The following is a 15,506-nucleotide window of genomic DNA, read 5'->3' on the forward strand; positions in this document are numbered from 1 at the left end:
ATCGACTCTCTGTCACCTAGCGCTCCCTTTGATGGTCCCTATACGCCCGTTATGTCGCCGGATGAACCGGAGATTCCACGAACATACCGTCGTATCAGCCCCTTCAGACCTGGCTCGGGCGCCTCGGTAACCATTGTCGCCGTTACGGGCTCATATAATCAAGATAAGGCGCGTAATCATGAATTTATGGTTTTAAAGATAAATAAAATTACGTAATGTGTTTTACGTAATATGCTTTATTCAGCCCCTGATTGCCGATAATATGGCTAAGATAAAAAAGGCCTCGGCCAGCCATCTCTGACAGAGCAATGGATACCCGACGTCAGGCCAACCCGGCGATAAATCGATGTTAAGAAGGAGAAAGGCGTCATGGCGCGAAGCGGCGTGCAGTACGAGGATGTGCAGCGGGCGATTCATACCCTACTGAGCCGCGGAGACGCGCCTAGCGTGCAGCGAATCCGTGAGGTGCTGGGTACAGGCAGCTTCACCACTATCAGCGAGCACCTGCGTCAGTGGCGGATCGAACGTGAAGAGAATCGGGACCAGCCGCCTGCCCAGGAATTGCCCGAGGCCTTGCAGACATTGACCCAAGAGCTGTGGCGTCAGGCTCAGGACACCGCCAGCGAGGGCCTGGTGCTCTATCGCCAGGAAGCCGATCAGCGCGCCACCGATGCCCTGGAAGTCGCTCGTGAAAGCGAGCGGCGGGCAGAAGATGCCGGCCAGCGGGAGTCGGCGGTTGCCGATCACTTGGCCAACGCCCAGACACGGCTTGAGGAGCAGAGCGCCACCCTGGCGAGCTGCCAGGCCCAACGCGACAACCTTTCCGAGCGTGAAGCGAAAGCCCTGCAGCGGGTTCAGCAACTCGAAAAGGAGCTCACACGACTCCAGGAGCGCAATGAAGCGCTGGCCGCTCAGCACCATGAAGAGTTGACGGCACGCGACGCCGAACATCAGGCCCGCCTGCATCAGGAAGAACAGCGCAACGAAGCCGCCGAAGCGCGACTGATGAGCCTGCTGGACGACGCTCGCCAGGAACGCCATGCCGCCGACAAGCAGCATGGCGTTCGCCAGGCGCAGCTGGAGTCACGCAATGAAAATCTCGACAAGCAGCTGCAGGAGCAGCGCACACAGGTAGCCGAGTCTCAACAGCAGCATCGCGAGGCGCACTGGCAGCTTGAGCAGCGCAAGGAACAGGACCGAGACAGAAAGCGGCAACAGGAGCGTCTCGAGCATCGCCTGGAAGAAAAAGATGCGGAAATCACAGCGCTAAAGAAGCGCTTGCTGGAAACCGAAGCGCGCTTGGCCAATACGCCTCTGCCGCCGTTCGTCTACTGAGGCGTTAACGGTAAGTCGCACGAGATAGGCAGGTGGGTAGCTAGACAGGTAGATCGGTAGGTGGGTAGATAGGGAAAACCCTAACGCAAGACGGACGCCCTGGGGCGCCCGTCTTGTACTGGGACTGAAGAAGTAATGTCGTTAACTCAACAGCCCTCACTCAGCGGCGTTCAAGCAACGCCTTGCCATCCGCTTTAGCCGATCAGCGATAGTAGGCCTGGCTGGTATCAGTGTGGTCGGTGATATCGCGGATACCGGCAAGCTCCGGGATGCGCTCAAGCAGCGTTTTCTCGACGCCATCTTTGAGCGTCAGGTCCACGGCCGAGCAGCCCTGACAGCCGCCGCCGAAGGCCAGCACGGCCACGCTGTCCTCGGTCATCTGCATCAGCTTGATTTCACCGCCGTGGGCGGCAAGCCCCGGATTGATCTCGCTGTAGAGCACGTAGTTGACGCGATCCTCGAGGGGGCTGTCGGCGTTGACCTTGGGCATCTTGGCGTTGGGCGCCTTGATGGTCAACTGACCGCCCATCCGGTCGGCATTGAAATCGACTACCGCCTCGTCGAGGAACGGCAGGCTATTCTTGTCCAGGAAGACGGTAATCTTATCGAGAGCGAGCTTCTCGTCTGTAGGCTCTTCCTCGCCCGGACGGCAGTAGGCCAGGCACGTCTCAGCGTAGGGCGTACCCGGCTGGGTGATAAAGATACGCACTGCGATGCCTTCGACATTCTGCTTCTCGAGCAGCTCGGCGAGATAGTCTTGGGCACTGTCGGTAATCTGGATGCTCTGGCTCATGGGGAGATGGTCCTGATTCGAGAGGTCGAATTTGCTTATCATGTTAAGCAAAAGTGCGCGGCGAAACAATCCCGAGTGAAATACTCAGGCTTATAATGCCCACCCCGCTTGGCGCTGCCCGTCGCCACCCCCTTTCTGATAAGCTATCGCGCAAAACCGAGCCCCGACACTAGATCCGCTCGACACAGTAGAAGACGCGACTCACGCTGGAGACCGCCCCGAATCATGGCCGCTACCCCGACCCCCGTCACTGCCACCCTCGCCGAACGCCTGGCCTCCCGCATTCTGATCCTCGATGGCGGCATGGGCACCATGCTGCAGAATGCCGGACTGGATGAAGCCGACTTTCGCGGCGAGCGGTTCGCCGACTGGCCGTCGGATCTGAAAGGCAACAACGACCTGCTGGCGCTGACCTGCCCGGATCTGGTGACGCGCATTCACCGCGACTACCTGGAAGCGGGCGCCGAGATCATCGAGTCCAACACTTTTAACAGCACTCGCCTTTCTCAGGCCGACTACGGCATGGAAGAGCTGGTCCCCGAGCTCAACCGCGAGTCGGCACGCCTCGCCCGCGAGGTCTGTGATGCGGTAGGCGCCGAGACCGGCATTCCGCGCTATGTGGCCGGTGTACTCGGTCCGACCTCCCGCACCGCCTCGCTGTCACCGGACGTCAACGACCCGGCCAAGCGCAATGTCACCTTCGATGAGCTGCGCGACAACTACTATGAGTCCGCCGAGTCGCTGATCGAGGGCGGCGCTGATCTGATTCTGATCGAGACCATCTTTGACACCCTGAATGCCAAGGCGGCGATCTATGCCCTAGAGGAGCTGTTCGACGCGCTGGGCAAACGCCTGCCGGTGATGATTTCCGGCACTATTACCGATGCCTCAGGCCGTACCCTGTCCGGCCAGACCACCGAAGCCTTCTGGAACTCGGTGCGTCATGCCAACCCCTTCTCCGTGGGCCTCAACTGTGCGCTGGGGGCCGAGGAGCTGCGCCCTTATCTGGAAGAGCTCTCGAACAAGGCCGACACCTTCGTCTCGGCGCACCCCAACGCCGGCCTGCCCAATGAATTCGGCGAGTACGACCAGACCCCCGAGGAGATGGCGGCCATCGTCGCCGAGTTCGCGAGCAGCGGTTTGGTCAACGTCATTGGCGGCTGCTGCGGCAGCACCCCCGAGCACATCAAGGCCATCGCCGAGGCCGTTCAAGGCATGGCGCCCCGCCAGGTGCCGGAACGGCCGATCGCCTGCCGGCTATCTGGCCTCGAGCCCTTCAACATCAGCGCCGACTCGCTGTTCGTGAACGTCGGCGAGCGGACCAACGTCACCGGCTCGGCGCGCTTCAAGCGTCTGATCAAGGAAGAGGACTACACCACCGCTCTTGAGGTCGCGCTGGAGCAGGTCGACAACGGCGCCCAGATCATCGACATCAACATGGACGAGGGCATGCTCGAGTCTGAGGAAGCCATGGTGCGCTTCCTCAACCTGATCGCTGGCGAACCCGACATCTCGCGCGTACCGATCATGATCGACTCATCGAAATGGGAGATCATCGAGGCCGGCCTGAAGTGCGTGCAGGGCAAGGCGGTGGTCAACTCCATCTCCATGAAGGAAGGCGAGGATGCCTTCCGCGAACAGGCGACCAGGTGCATGCGCTACGGCGCCGCCGTGGTGGTCATGGCCTTCGACGAGCAGGGCCAGGCCGACACCTTCGCCCGCAAGACCGAGATCTGCGAACGCGCCTATCGCCTGCTGGTCGATGAGATCGGCTTCCCGCCGGAAGATATCATCTTCGACCCCAACATCTTCGCCATCGCCACCGGGATCGAAGAGCACAACAACTACGGCGTGGACTTCATCCAGGCCACCCAGTGGATCCGCGAGCACCTGCCCCATGCGCTGGTCTCAGGCGGCGTGTCTAACGTCTCCTTCTCGTTTCGCGGCAATAACCCGGTGCGCGAAGCCATCCACTCGGTGTTCCTCTACCACGCCATTCGCGCCGGCCTGAGCATGGGCATCGTCAACGCCGGACAGCTGGCAGTCTACGATGACCTGCCGGAAGAGCTGCGCGAAGCGGTCGAGGACGTGGTCAACAACCGGCGTGACGATTCCACCGAGCGTCTTCTCGATATCGCCGACAAGTTCAAGGGTGACGGCAGCGGTGCCGCCAAGAAGGAAGACCTCGAGTGGCGCTCCTGGGAAGTCGAGAAGCGCATCGAGCACGCGCTGGTCAAGGGCATTACCGCCTACATCGAGGATGACACCGAGCTGGCACGCCAGCGCGCGACCCGGCCCATCGAGGTCATCGAAGGCCCATTGATGGACGGCATGAACGTGGTCGGCGACCTGTTCGGCGCCGGTAAGATGTTCCTGCCCCAGGTGGTCAAGTCGGCGCGGGTGATGAAGCAGGCAGTGGCCTACCTGATTCCCTACATCGAGGCCGAGAAGAGCGGCGAGACCCAGGCCAAGGGCAAGATCGTCATGGCCACGGTCAAGGGTGACGTCCACGACATCGGCAAGAACATCGTCGGCGTGGTCCTGCAGTGCAACAACTACGAGGTCATCGATCTGGGCGTGATGGTGCCGGCCGAGAAGATCCTGCAGACCGCCCGCGAGGTAAACGCCGACATCATTGGCCTGTCAGGCCTGATCACGCCTTCGCTTGACGAAATGGTTCACGTGGCCAAGGAAATGCAGCGCCAGAACTTCGACATCCCGCTGCTGATCGGCGGCGCTACCACGTCCAAGGCCCACACCGCGGTCAAGATCGAACCCCAGTACGAGCATCCGGTGGTCTACGTCACCGATGCCTCGCGAGCCGTCGGCGTGGCCTCACGGCTGCTCTCGCCGGAACTCAAGCCGGCCTACACCGCCGATTTACGTGCCGAGTACGAGACCGTGCGAGAGCGCAACGCCAAGCGCCGCCCCAAGGCCGCCGACCTCGACTATGCCCAGGCCCGCAAGCGCCGCTTCAAGACCGACTGGGCCGCCCACCCGCCGGCGGCGCCGAGCTTCACCGGGCTCAAGGTCTTCGACGACTACGACCTCGAAGAGCTGGTCGAGCGCATCGACTGGACACCCTTCTTCATGAGCTGGCAGCTGGCCGGCAAGTACCCGAAGATCCTCGATGACAAGGTGGTCGGCGAGGCCGCCCGCAGCCTCTTCAAGGATGCCCAGGAGATGCTTGCCAAGCTGCTCGACGAGGGCCACATCACCGCCCGCGGCGTGATCGGCATCTGGCCGGCCAACAGCGTCGAGGATGACGTGATCGAGGTCTACGCCGACGAGTCGCGAAGCGAGGTCATCGAACGCCTGCACCACATCCGCCAGCAGACCACCAAGAATCGCGATGGCATCTGCTACAGCCTTGCTGACTTCATCGCACCTCGCTATGACACCAAGGGTGAGGAAAGCGGCATACCCGACTGGATCGGCGGTTTCGCAGTCACCACCGGTCATGGCGTTGACGAGCTGAGCAAGCGCTATGAGGCGGCCGGCGACGACTACAACGCCATCATGGTCCAGGCCCTTACCGACCGTCTCGCCGAGGCCTTCGCCGAGCGCATGCACGAGCGGGTCCGCAAGGAGTTCTGGGGCTATGTGCCCGAGGAAGCGCTCGATAACGAGTCGCTGATTGCCGAGAAGTATCAGGGCATTCGCCCAGCCCCAGGCTATCCGGCCTGCCCCGATCACACCGAGAAGGCCACCCTGTTCCGGTTGCTCGACGCCGAGAAAAACAGCGGCCTGGCGCTAACCGAGAACTTTGCCATGTGGCCGGCGGCAGCGGTCTCCGGCTGGTACTTCGCCCATCCGCAGTCGAAGTATTTCTCCACCGGCAAGATCACCCGCGACCAGGTCGAATCGCTGGCCAGCCGCAAGGACATGCCGCTTGGCGAGATGGAGCGCTGGCTGTCACCGGTGCTCTCCTACGACCCGAGCTGACATCGGCATTCAAGCTGCCCTGAACCGCAGGGCACTTCGTTAGCTACGATTCAGCCGCTATCGACACCTCTGCGCTGCACGTCGGAGCCCGCCCTCAGGGTGGGCTCCATCACTTGACTGGAAGGCGGCATGCTGCCCGAATCCTCACGACGAAATACCATCCTCAAGCTTGCGCTGCCGATCATTGCCGGCATGCTGTCGCAAAGCCTGCTCAACCTGATCGATGCCGCTCTGGTTGGTTCGCTGGGGGAAACGGCGCTGGCAGGTGTCGGCATCGGTGGCTATGCGATGTTCATGATCACCGCCCTGGTGTTCGGGTTGTCCTCTGGGGTCCAGGCACAGACCGCTAGGCGCCACGGTGAGCAGGACTGGCATAAACGCACCGATGCCCTGCATGCCGGCCTGGCCATTGCCCTGACGCTGGCCCTGCCGTTAACGGTGCTTTGTCTGTGGCAGGCACCGGCGTTGATTGGCTTGATCAACCCGGACACCGGGGTTCATGCCCAGGCCGTCGAGTACTTCCGCTGGCGCGTGGTCTCACTGGTACCGGTCGCGATGATCTTCTGTTTCAGAGGCTACTGGAATGGCGTTCAGCAGACCGGCATCTATCTGCGCATCATCCTGATCATGCATGTCGTGAATGTGCTGACGAGCATCGGGCTCATTTTTGGCTATGCGGGCCTGCCAACACTAGGTGCCGCCGGCGCCGGTGCGGGGACCAGCCTGTCCTTGCTGCTCGGGTTGATCCTGTGGGCCGTATATACCTCTCGACACGCTGGCCCCATCGGTGGCAGGTTCAATATCACTACCCTGCTGACTACCCTGAAACTGGCCGCACCGCACTCTTTTCAGCAGCTATGGTTCGCCGGCGGGTACGCCGTGCTGTTCTGGATCCTTGGCCAGTTGAACACCGCAAGCGTCGCGGTGGGTCATGTACTGGTGAATCTGTCATTGCTGCTGATCCTGCCAGGTGTCGGCCTAGGGGTGGCGGCGATGAGCCTGGTGGGACAAGCGATGGGGCAGCAATCGAACCAGGACGCCCACCGCTGGGGCTGGGACGTGGTACGCATCGCCTGGATTTGCCTGGCCCTGCTCGCCCTGCCGATGCTGATATTCCCCGATGTAGTGCTCGGCATCTTCCTGCATGACCCAGCCCTGGTGGCCCTCGGGCACCTGCCTCTTCAGCTGACCGCGCTGATGATGGTACTGGATGTGTGCGCGCTGGTACTGGGCCAGGCCCTGCTCGGTGCGGGCGCCAATCGCACCGTGATGACGATGACGCTTGCAACCCAATGGCTGATTTTCCTGCCTCTGGCCTGGTGGGTCGGTGTAGCGCTGGGGCATGGCCTGCTGGGCATCTGGTGGGTTCAGCTCGGCTATCGTTGCTTGAATTCGCTGGGCTTTGCCGTCATTTGGCAGCGAGGCCACTGGCAACGGCTGGCCATCTAGCGTCAGTCCGATCACACTCGACCGTCTGACGTCGAGATGGATCGGCTCTAATAACTCTTTAATTAAAATTTATGAACATTTATTCTTTCATAGAATATAAGGTTAGGAGTATCGTCGCCCATAAACGGCATCACTCCTTCATCACGCCCTGACCAGCAGGACACGACTGAATGTATCGGTACGACAACTACGACCAGACCCTCGTCGATGAGCGGGTCACCCAGTTCCGTGACCAGATGAACCGCTACCTTGATGGCCGCCTGGGCGAAGAAGAATTCCGCCCGCTGCGCCTGCAGAACGGTCTCTATATCCAGAAATACGCGCCGATGCTGCGTATTGCGATCCCCTACGGCATGCTGTCGAGCGATCAGCTGCGTCGCCTGGCCTCGATTGCCCGGCGTTACGACCGGGGATACGGTCACTTCAGTACCCGTCAGAACCTGCAGCTCAACTGGCCGGCCATCGAGACGGTACCGGACATTCTCGGCGAGTTGGCCGAGGTACAGATGCATGCCATCCAGACCAGCGGCAACTGCATTCGCAACACCACTAGCGATCAGTTCGCCGGCATCGCCGCCGATGAAGTAGAGGATCCGCGTCCCTGGTGCGAGCTGATTCGCCAGTGGTCGACGCTGCATCCTGAATTCGCCTTCCTGCCGCGTAAATTCAAGATCGCGGTCACCGGGGCCAGCGCCGACCGCGCCGCCATTCAGGTCCACGACATCGGCCTGCGCCTGTGGCGCGATGCCGAGGGCGAAGTGCGCGTTCGGGTGCTGGCCGGTGGCGGCTTGGGCCGTACGCCGATGATCGGCGATGTGGTTCGTGACGACCTGCCCTGGAAGCACCTGCTGACGTATCTCGAAGCCTGCGTGCGCGTGTACAACCAGTTCGGCCGCCGTGACAACAAGTTCAAGGCCCGCATCAAGATTCTGGTCAAGGCCCTGGGCATCGAGGAATTCCGTCGTCGCGTCGACGCCGAGTGGGAGCATCTCAAGGATGGCGCCCAGACTTTGACGCCTGCTGCCGTGGAAGCCGCCAAAACCCACTTCCCGGAACCCGAGCGCCGTCCGGTCAGCGAAGATGCCATCGCCGCCTACGAGCAAAAACGTCAGGAAGACCGTGCCCTTGCCCGCTTCGTGACCAATAACGTGACTGATCACAAGGTGGCCGGCTACAAGGCCGTCACCCTGTCGCTCAAGCGTCGCGAGCTGGCCCCGGGCGATGTCACCTCGGACCAGATGGAGGCCGTGGCCGACCTCGCGGAGCGTTTCAGCTTCGGCGAGGTTCGCGTGACCCACGAGCAGAACCTGGTGCTATCCGACGTCCCCGTGGATCAGTTGGAAGCCCTCTGGCAAGCCCTCGACGAGCTGGGCATGGCTAACCCTACCGTGGGCACCCTCAACGATATCATCTGCTGCCCGGGCGGCGACTTCTGCGGGCTGGCCAATGCCGTGTCGATCCCCATCGCTCAGGCCCTTCAGGAGCGTTTCGAGGACCTGGACTTCCTCTATGACCTGGGGCCGCTGGATCTCAACATCTCCGGGTGCATGAACGCCTGCGGCCACCACCATGTGGGCCACATCGGCATTCTGGGCGTCGACAAGAAAGGCGAGGAGTACTATCAGATCTCGCTGGGTGGCAACTCGACCGACGACGCCTCCCTTGGCAAGATCCTCGGTCCGTCGTTCTACCGCGAGGATGTCCCTGATGTGATCGACAAGGTGCTCAAGGTCTACGTCGAGTCGCGCCACGACGACGAGCGCTTCCTCGATACCTACCGCCGCATCGGGATCAAACCTTTCAAGGAGCGGGTCTATGCCTGATCAACAGCCGACAGTGGCCCGTACGCTACTCAAAAAGGGCCAACCGGAAACCGACACCTGGGCGCTTTCCCGGGACACCGAAGCGCTGCCCGAGGCACGGCCGGCCATCGTGCCATTGGCGCTGTGGCTCGAGGCCGAAGCAGACAGCGCCCTGGCGCCCTGGCTTCCCAGCGACACGGCGCTCGATGGCGAACTCGCCGAGAAGCTTGCGTCCGCGCCGCGAATTGCCATCGATTTCCCAGCGTTTACCGACGGGCGCGGGTACACCCTCGCTCGGATGCTGCGCGAACGCTTCGGCTATCAGGGTGAGATTCGTGCCATTGGCGATATACTGGTCGACCAGCTCTATTACATGAGCCGTTGTGGCTTCGATGCCCTGGCGCTGCGCGATGACCAGCTTCTTGAGGATGCACAGCGGGCACTGGGCGCCTTCAGCGTCAGCTACCAGCCTGGCGTCGATACCCACGAGGCGCTTTTCGAGCGTCGCCTGCGGGAAGGCAATCACTCCTGAGCCACGCCATCACCGACGACTTGCATCATCAAGGGCCCGGCTATCGCCGGGCCCTTGGCGTTTCAGGGACATGATGTCATGTGGCTGAGTCATCCTCAGCCGCGACGCTTTTGCTGACGCTCGCGATTGTTGGCCCGCGCGCGTTCAGACTTTTTCAGCATGATCAGGGTTGCGCCTAGCCCACCCTGCGAAGCCGGGGCGGAGGCATAGGCCTGGACCTCCTCAAACTGAGCCAACCACTTGGCCAGATAAGAGCGCAGCACATTGGCGGGACTGTCGTCCTCCCGCCCTCGCCCATGCACCACCATCAGCGAGCGCAGCCCCTGGGCATGGGCCTCGCGAATAAAGCCGAACAGCTCTCGTCGACACTCGGCTAGCGGCCGGCGTTGCAGGTGCAGATGGGCCTCCGGCGGATAGCCGCCATGACGCAGGCGCTCGACCACACCCAGCTGGATGCCGTCACGCCGATACTCGAGGGGATCGTGAGAGCCGACTACCTCGACAAAATCATCCGACAGGAAGTTGCCCTCGTCACCTGCCTGCTGTGCCGCTAGGCGTCGCGCTTGTTGTGCCTCGTTGGGCCCCTTGGGCCTCTGACTGACATCGGCCCGGTCCTTGCCCTTGGCAAGAGGGAGCACATCTCCCATCTGACGGCGAAATTCGCGATCCATCATATTCATGGTGATAGCCTCCCGACGCGGCGATGTTCTGACTAGCGTTCAAGAAGCATGCCATGCCAGGATGAGCGCGCGAAGACCTGATGACCTTAAAATCAACGATCAAGGCCACTTTTATGCGCGTCCTGAGATACGCTCTCGGTTCCACGATCGGTACCATGTTGATCGCCGCCGGCTACCTGTGGTGGGTGCTGCTGAGCCCCTTCGGCTATGATCGCCCCGCTGAGCTGCCCCCGATACCGAGCGGCGAATATCAGGTGTTCGTCTATGGCACCTTGACCCACGCACCCGTTCGTTGGCTGGTCTATGGACGCACCGGCAGCCCCGAAGCGGCCAGTCTGCCGGGATTTCGCAAGCGAGAGCTGGATCTGGTCGAGGACCGAAATCAGCGTGTCGATGGCATGGTGCTCCGCGTAGATGCTGAGGAGTTGGCAGACCTGGACCGCTATGAACGCCTGGGCCATCGCTATGAGCGAGTTCGCGTTCAACTCGATAATGGCGCCCAGGCATGGGTGTATCGACGTCTCTAACGTGTTCGCCATGCCCCGTCGCTACTGATGCGTTTAAACAAGAAAGATAACGGTATAATTTTAAGAGTGGAATTTGACGCCAGCTGCATGGTTGTGGGGGCCTTGGGGGCCGCCTACAATATCTGCCATTACTTGAGTACCACCGCATAAGGACCCTCGCGACGTGATCACCCTCTACCATAATCCGCGCTGCTCCAAATCACGTCAGGCGCTGGCTCTGCTCGAAGAAGCTGGTATCGACCTGAGCGTGCATCGCTACCTGCAGGAGCCGCTGGATGCCGAACAGCTCAATGCGCTGCTCGATCGCCTCGAGGGTAGCCTGAAGGACCTGGTGAGGACCAACGAAGCCGAGTGGAAGGCTCAGGATATCGATATCAATGACCGTCATGCCGTCATTGCCGCCATCGTGGCCACCCCGAGGCTGATGCAGCGCCCGATTGCCGACCGCGGCGATCACGCCATCATCGGGCGGCCGCCGGAAGCGGTACTGTCCCTGATCGACGCCGCCTGATCCGCCCTCTCAATTATTGATCCCTGGAGCCTTGATGAGCACCACCACGCCTTATGTGCTGATTCTGTTCTATTCCCGCCAAGGCGCAACCCGAGCCATGGCAGAGGCCATGGCCGCCGGCGTCGAGTCCGAGTCCGGCATCGCCGCTAGGCTGCGCACTGTGCCGCCGGTTTCTGCGACCTGCGAGGCGGTGGACCCGGACATTCCTGCCGAAGGCGCCGTCTATGCCAGCCTCGATGACCTCAGACACTGCACAGGCCTGGCCATCGGTAGCCCGACCCGCTTCGGCAACATGGCGGCTCCGCTCAAGTACTTCCTGGATGGCAGCAGCGAGCTATGGATGAATGGCGCCCTGATTGACAAGCCAGCCAGCGCTTTTACCTCCACCGCCAGCCTGCACGGTGGCCAGGAAACCACGCTCATGACCATGCTGGTCCCGCTGCTGCATCACGGCATGGTGCTCTCGGGCTTGCCCTACAGCGAGACCGAGCTCTTCACCACCACCACTGGCGGCACCCCCTACGGGGCCAGCCATCTGGCCGGGCAGCGCAGCAATCGCTCTCTCGATGAGCAGGAGCGAAGCCTTTGCATGGCACAGGGGAAGCGTCTCGCCCGCCTGGCCCTGGCACTTGCCCCCATGCGTGAGAGCACTTGATGAGACAGCAGATGGAACGGATGGAAGATCAGCAAGGACTCGACACAATGGTCGACAAGAGCCGTCGACTGGTGATCACCAGCTATCTGGCCCTGCTAGTTCTGCTCAGCTATGGCGGCCTGGTCATGCATGACGTGCAAACCGATGGCTGGGGACCCTGGCTGGTGAGGGTGGTACCGTTGCTGCTGTTCCTGCCGTCGATCCTGGTCAAGCGAGCCCGCGGCCATGCCTGGCTGTGCTTCGTCAGCCTTCTTTACTTCATGCAGGGCGTGATGTTCGCCACCCTGCCCGGCCAGACGCTGTTTGGCCTGCTGGTCGCGGTGGCATCGCTGGCACTTTTCGTCGGTAGCCTGGGCTATGCACGCTTTCGTAGCCGCCAACTGCGCCATCAGTCATCTAGCCACCAGAAATGACCCCATTACCCCAGGCCGGCACCACCACTGGCCACCTCGCTAACTGGCGCTCGGCAGCAGTAACAACGCTGCCGGTCATGTTCGGCTATCTCCCGCTTGGGGCGGCCTTCGGCATCCTGGCAGTCGATGTCGGCATACCCTGGTGGGCAGCGATCGCCATGTCGATCCTGATCTATGCCGGCGCCGGCCAATTTCTCGCCGTGGCGCTGCTCGCCAATCAGGCTGGCCTGATGGAAGTGGCGGTCGCCACCCTAATGCTCAACTCTCGCCATCTCTTCTATGGCCTGTCGCTGTTGCGCGCCTTCGCCGGCGCAGGATGGCGCAAACCCTACCTGATTTTCTCGCTCACCGACGAAACCTATTCGCTGCTGACCTCGCATGAAGGCCATGCCGGGCAGGATCACGCCCAGGCCTTCAGGCTCAGCGCGCTGAATCAGCTATGGTGGGTGCTGGGCAGCCTCGCTGGGGTTTTGATTGGCAGCCAGCTTGCCTTCAATACCACAGGAATCGAGTTCGTACTGACCGCCTTATTCATCGTACTGACCATCGAACAAGCGCGACGACTGCGCCAGTGGCTACCTTTCATCGTCGCCATCTGTACGGCCCTGGGCGCCCTGGCATTGCTGCCTGAGCGCCATATGCTGCTGGGAGCCATCGGCGCGGCCAGCCTTATCCTGTTAATCCAGTACCGGCTCGACTCGGCAAAACGACACCGTGCAAAACAACGCATTGCAGAACAACAGCAGCGGGAGGCATCGTGAATCTGGATCCTTTGCCATTGCTCGGTTTCATCGCTGTATGTGCCCTGGCGACATTCTTGACCCGGGTCCTGCCCTTCATCGCCTTCTCTCGCCAGGCAGAACATCCACTGGTCATCCATCTGGGCCGTTACCTGCCGCCAGCGGTCATGTTGATTCTGGTTATCTACGCGATGCGTGACTGGCGCCCCCTGTCCGAGGGAGCCGCCAACCTCTCCGCCAATGGCTGGCCGATGATACTGGCCGGGCTGATCGTGGCTGGCATCCAGCTTTGGCGTCGAAATGCCCTGCTATCGATTCTTACCGGCACCGGCACCTACATGGGCCTGGTTCAGTGGATCGGCTGACGGTCATGCGTTGGCGAGGCGTGCACAAACAACGGTTGAGCCTTCGCCTCGCAACGGCGAAGATAAAGAAAATGCAGAGGGAAAGATTGCCATGACAAGGAACATTGCCGATATCCGGCGCGACTACGAAGGCGGCAGTCTCAATGAAGAGAATACGCCTGAAACACCCGAGTCACTCTTCGATGAGTGGCTGACCCTGGCACTCGATAGCGAGGGAGACGACGGCAACGCCATGTCGCTTGCCACTGTCGATAGCCTGGGACGCCCCCATGCGCGCATCGTGCTGCTCAAGGGCTATGACGAGCGTGGCATGGTCTTCTATACCAATTACCAGAGCCACAAAGGCAGTGAACTTGCCACCGTTCCCCATGCGGCGCTGGTTTTTTGGTGGCCGTCGCTCAGCCGGCAGATCCGTATCGAAGGCCGGGTAGAACAGGTCTCAGAGTCTGAATCGGATCAGTACTTCTCCAGCCGGCCGCGTGAGAGCCAGCTCGGCGCTTGGGTGGCCACTCAAAGCGTGGAAATCCCCGATCGCCAGTGGATCGAGGAGCGCCAGGCGCGCTTCGAACAGGCTTATAACGGCCAGGATATCCACCGTCCCGCGCACTGGGGCGGTTACCGCCTTGTGCCGGAGATGATCGAGTTCTGGCAGGGCCAGCCCAGCCGGCTGCATGACCGCATCCGCTACCAGGCGCGCGAAGGAGAATGGTTCAAGGTGCGCCTGGCCCCCTGACACCTTCGGCGCAGATTTCCTTCCGGCTTAGCACCCGCAGAGTAAACATCGACCAGAAATGACAGCGCCCGGCCAAATTGGCCGGGCGCTGTGCTTTCAGTGCTGCTAACTCGCCAAGATTACTCGGCGTCCGGCAGCCACTGCTGAACCACGTCTTGGTTGTCGGCGACCCACTTCTTGGCACTCTCGTAGGGATCGCTGTCTTCTTCTTGGTTCATGAGCATGACTTCACCCATCTGCTCCGGTGTCCACTCGAAGTTATCGAGAATGGCATAGGCACCCGGCATATCTTCTTTCAGGCCGTTACGAGCAATGGTGTGAATCTGCTCGGCACCGCCGTAGACGTCCTTCGGATCCTCGAGATACTTGAGGTCCCAGCGAGCGAACATCCAATGCGGCGTCCAGCTGGTGACGACGATCTCTTCCTTGTTCTGGATGGCGCTAGCCAGCGCTGCCGTCATGGTCGCACCACTACCGCTGCGCAGATCGGCATCGAGATCATACTCGTCAATCACGTCTTCGGTCAGGCTCATCAGGCCGGCACCCGGATCGATACCGATAATCTGGCCATCAATGGCGTCAGAGTTTTTATCGATGTCAGTGATCGTATCCATGTCGCTATAGGCCGGTACCACTAGGCCAAGCTTGGTGCCATCCAGGTTGGTACCCAGATCTTCGACGCTGTCTTTGACGCGATCGAAATAGTCTGCGTGGGTCGTGGGCAGCCAAGCCGCAACGATCGCATCCGCGTCACCATAGGACAGGGCCTGCCACATGGCAGCCGCTGAGAGCGATGACATTTCAACGTCATAGCCCTGGTCTTCCAACACGGCACGCACCACGTTGGTGGAAGCGACTTCAGAAGCCCACTCGACGTAGGCGAGGGTTACGGTACCCTTCTCTTGGGCCTGCACCTGACCAGCTGCGACGGCCGTGCCAGCCGCCATCATCATGGCGCCAAGGCGCACACCGCGTGACAGAGTCTTGATATCGAACATCCTTCACCTCTCTATTGCTTATTGGTGT

Annotated in this window: 15 protein-coding genes; 12 read left to right on the forward strand and 3 right to left on the reverse strand. The window is 61.2% G+C overall.

All coding sequences use genetic code 11. The annotated features are described in order from the left end of the window. Nucleotides 1–369 precede the first annotated feature (369 nt). Complete coding sequence (locus tag BCL93_RS11015; RefSeq protein WP_112055324.1) at nucleotides 370–1,335, forward strand: DNA-binding protein; 966 nt, start codon at nucleotides 370–372, stop codon at nucleotides 1,333–1,335. A 202-nt stretch (nucleotides 1,336–1,537) separates the two neighbouring features. Here BCL93_RS11015 and nfuA read toward each other — a convergent pair whose 3' ends face one another. After that, nucleotides 1,538–2,128, reverse strand: a complete 591-nt coding sequence (gene nfuA / locus BCL93_RS11020) for a Fe-S biogenesis protein NfuA (protein WP_112055325.1) — start codon at nucleotides 2,126–2,128, stop codon at nucleotides 1,538–1,540. A gap of 225 nt (nucleotides 2,129–2,353) precedes the next feature. On the opposite strand from nfuA, the gene metH reads away from it, so the two are divergent. The 4 genes from metH to BCL93_RS11040 all read left to right on the forward strand — a co-directional run bounded on the left by metH (nucleotide 2,354) and on the right by BCL93_RS11040 (nucleotide 9,856). Further along, nucleotides 2,354–6,073, forward strand: coding sequence for a methionine synthase (gene metH / locus BCL93_RS11025; RefSeq protein ID WP_112055326.1), 3,720 nt, complete (start codon nucleotides 2,354–2,356; stop codon nucleotides 6,071–6,073). A gap of 129 nt (nucleotides 6,074–6,202) precedes the next feature. Further along, nucleotides 6,203–7,522 carry an MATE family efflux transporter gene (locus tag BCL93_RS11030; RefSeq protein WP_112055327.1) on the forward strand — a complete coding sequence of 440 codons (1,320 nt, stop codon included), beginning with the start codon at nucleotides 6,203–6,205 and terminating at the stop codon, nucleotides 7,520–7,522. 170 nt (nucleotides 7,523–7,692) lie between these two features. Continuing rightward, nucleotides 7,693–9,345 (forward strand): nitrite/sulfite reductase, encoded by a 1,653-nt coding sequence (locus BCL93_RS11035; protein WP_112055328.1) that lies wholly within the window; start codon nucleotides 7,693–7,695, stop codon nucleotides 9,343–9,345. Next, the gene (locus BCL93_RS11040) at nucleotides 9,338–9,856 is read left to right on the forward strand and encodes a DUF934 domain-containing protein (protein WP_112055329.1); all 519 of its coding nucleotides are present in this window, start codon (nucleotides 9,338–9,340) and stop codon (nucleotides 9,854–9,856) included. Before BCL93_RS11035 ends, BCL93_RS11040 begins: the two co-directional genes overlap by 8 nt. A gap of 95 nt (nucleotides 9,857–9,951) precedes the next feature. On the opposite strand, the gene smrA is transcribed toward BCL93_RS11040, so the two are convergent. Further along, nucleotides 9,952–10,536 (reverse strand): DNA endonuclease SmrA, encoded by a 585-nt coding sequence (smrA, locus tag BCL93_RS11045; protein WP_112055330.1) that lies wholly within the window; start codon nucleotides 10,534–10,536, stop codon nucleotides 9,952–9,954. Nucleotides 10,537–10,691: 155 nt separating this feature from the next. Between smrA and BCL93_RS11050 the strand changes: the two genes are divergently transcribed. The 7 genes from BCL93_RS11050 (at nucleotide 10,692) to pdxH (ending at nucleotide 14,480) form a co-directional block, all read left to right on the forward strand. Continuing rightward, nucleotides 10,692–11,063, forward strand: a complete 372-nt coding sequence (locus BCL93_RS11050) for a gamma-glutamylcyclotransferase family protein (RefSeq protein ID WP_258396389.1) — start codon at nucleotides 10,692–10,694, stop codon at nucleotides 11,061–11,063. Between the two features lie 163 nt (nucleotides 11,064–11,226). Further along, complete coding sequence (gene arsC, locus BCL93_RS11055; RefSeq protein WP_112055332.1) at nucleotides 11,227–11,574, forward strand: arsenate reductase (glutaredoxin); 348 nt, start codon at nucleotides 11,227–11,229, stop codon at nucleotides 11,572–11,574. A 34-nt stretch (nucleotides 11,575–11,608) separates the two neighbouring features. Further along, on the forward strand, nucleotides 11,609–12,229 hold the full coding sequence (gene wrbA / locus BCL93_RS11060) for an NAD(P)H:quinone oxidoreductase (RefSeq protein WP_112055333.1): 621 nt from the start codon (nucleotides 11,609–11,611) through the stop codon (nucleotides 12,227–12,229). Between the two features lie 11 nt (nucleotides 12,230–12,240). Further along, nucleotides 12,241–12,642, forward strand: a complete 402-nt coding sequence (locus tag BCL93_RS11065; protein WP_309251228.1) for a DUF2069 domain-containing protein — start codon at nucleotides 12,241–12,243, stop codon at nucleotides 12,640–12,642. Then, nucleotides 12,639–13,403 carry an AzlC family ABC transporter permease gene (locus BCL93_RS11070; RefSeq protein WP_112055335.1) on the forward strand — a complete coding sequence of 255 codons (765 nt, stop codon included), beginning with the start codon at nucleotides 12,639–12,641 and terminating at the stop codon, nucleotides 13,401–13,403. The genes BCL93_RS11065 and BCL93_RS11070 overlap by 4 nt, the downstream gene beginning before the upstream one ends. After that, entirely contained in the window at nucleotides 13,400–13,747 is a 348-nt protein-coding gene (locus BCL93_RS11075; RefSeq protein ID WP_258396390.1) for a branched-chain amino acid transporter permease, read from the forward strand. The genes BCL93_RS11070 and BCL93_RS11075 overlap by 4 nt, the downstream gene beginning before the upstream one ends. A 91-nt stretch (nucleotides 13,748–13,838) precedes the next feature. Further along, complete coding sequence (gene pdxH / locus BCL93_RS11080; RefSeq protein WP_112055337.1) at nucleotides 13,839–14,480, forward strand: pyridoxamine 5'-phosphate oxidase; 642 nt, start codon at nucleotides 13,839–13,841, stop codon at nucleotides 14,478–14,480. 119 nt (nucleotides 14,481–14,599) lie between these two features. Here pdxH and BCL93_RS11085 read toward each other — a convergent pair whose 3' ends face one another. After that, nucleotides 14,600–15,478 (reverse strand): glycine betaine ABC transporter substrate-binding protein, encoded by an 879-nt coding sequence (locus BCL93_RS11085; RefSeq protein ID WP_112055338.1) that lies wholly within the window; start codon nucleotides 15,476–15,478, stop codon nucleotides 14,600–14,602. Nucleotides 15,479–15,506: the final 28 nt, after the last annotated feature.

It is taken from the genome of Onishia taeanensis, from assembly GCF_003268885.1.
In the GTDB taxonomy this organism is placed as follows: domain Bacteria; phylum Pseudomonadota; class Gammaproteobacteria; order Pseudomonadales; family Halomonadaceae; genus Onishia; species Onishia taeanensis_A.

Bases quoted from the DNA above. Each gene is read 5' to 3' on its own strand.
- BCL93_RS11015 (WP_112055324.1), top strand. From the start codon at position 370: ATGGCGCGAAGCGGCGTGCAGTACGAGGATGTGCAGCGGGCGATTCAT.
- nfuA (WP_112055325.1), bottom strand. From the start codon at position 2,128: ATGAGCCAGAGCATCCAGATTACCGACAGTGCCCAAGACTATCTCGCC.
- metH (WP_112055326.1), top strand. From the start codon at position 2,354: ATGGCCGCTACCCCGACCCCCGTCACTGCCACCCTCGCCGAACGCCTG.
- BCL93_RS11030 (WP_112055327.1), top strand. From the start codon at position 6,203: ATGCTGCCCGAATCCTCACGACGAAATACCATCCTCAAGCTTGCGCTG.
- BCL93_RS11035 (WP_112055328.1), top strand. From the start codon at position 7,693: ATGTATCGGTACGACAACTACGACCAGACCCTCGTCGATGAGCGGGTC.
- BCL93_RS11040 (WP_112055329.1), top strand. From the start codon at position 9,338: ATGCCTGATCAACAGCCGACAGTGGCCCGTACGCTACTCAAAAAGGGC.
- smrA (WP_112055330.1), bottom strand. From the start codon at position 10,536: ATGAATATGATGGATCGCGAATTTCGCCGTCAGATGGGAGATGTGCTC.
- BCL93_RS11050 (WP_258396389.1), top strand. From the start codon at position 10,692: ATGTTGATCGCCGCCGGCTACCTGTGGTGGGTGCTGCTGAGCCCCTTC.
- wrbA (WP_112055333.1), top strand. From the start codon at position 11,609: ATGAGCACCACCACGCCTTATGTGCTGATTCTGTTCTATTCCCGCCAA.
- BCL93_RS11065 (WP_309251228.1), top strand. From the start codon at position 12,241: ATGGAACGGATGGAAGATCAGCAAGGACTCGACACAATGGTCGACAAG.
- BCL93_RS11070 (WP_112055335.1), top strand. From the start codon at position 12,639: ATGACCCCATTACCCCAGGCCGGCACCACCACTGGCCACCTCGCTAAC.
- pdxH (WP_112055337.1), top strand. From the start codon at position 13,839: ATGACAAGGAACATTGCCGATATCCGGCGCGACTACGAAGGCGGCAGT.
- BCL93_RS11085 (WP_112055338.1), bottom strand. From the start codon at position 15,478: ATGTTCGATATCAAGACTCTGTCACGCGGTGTGCGCCTTGGCGCCATG.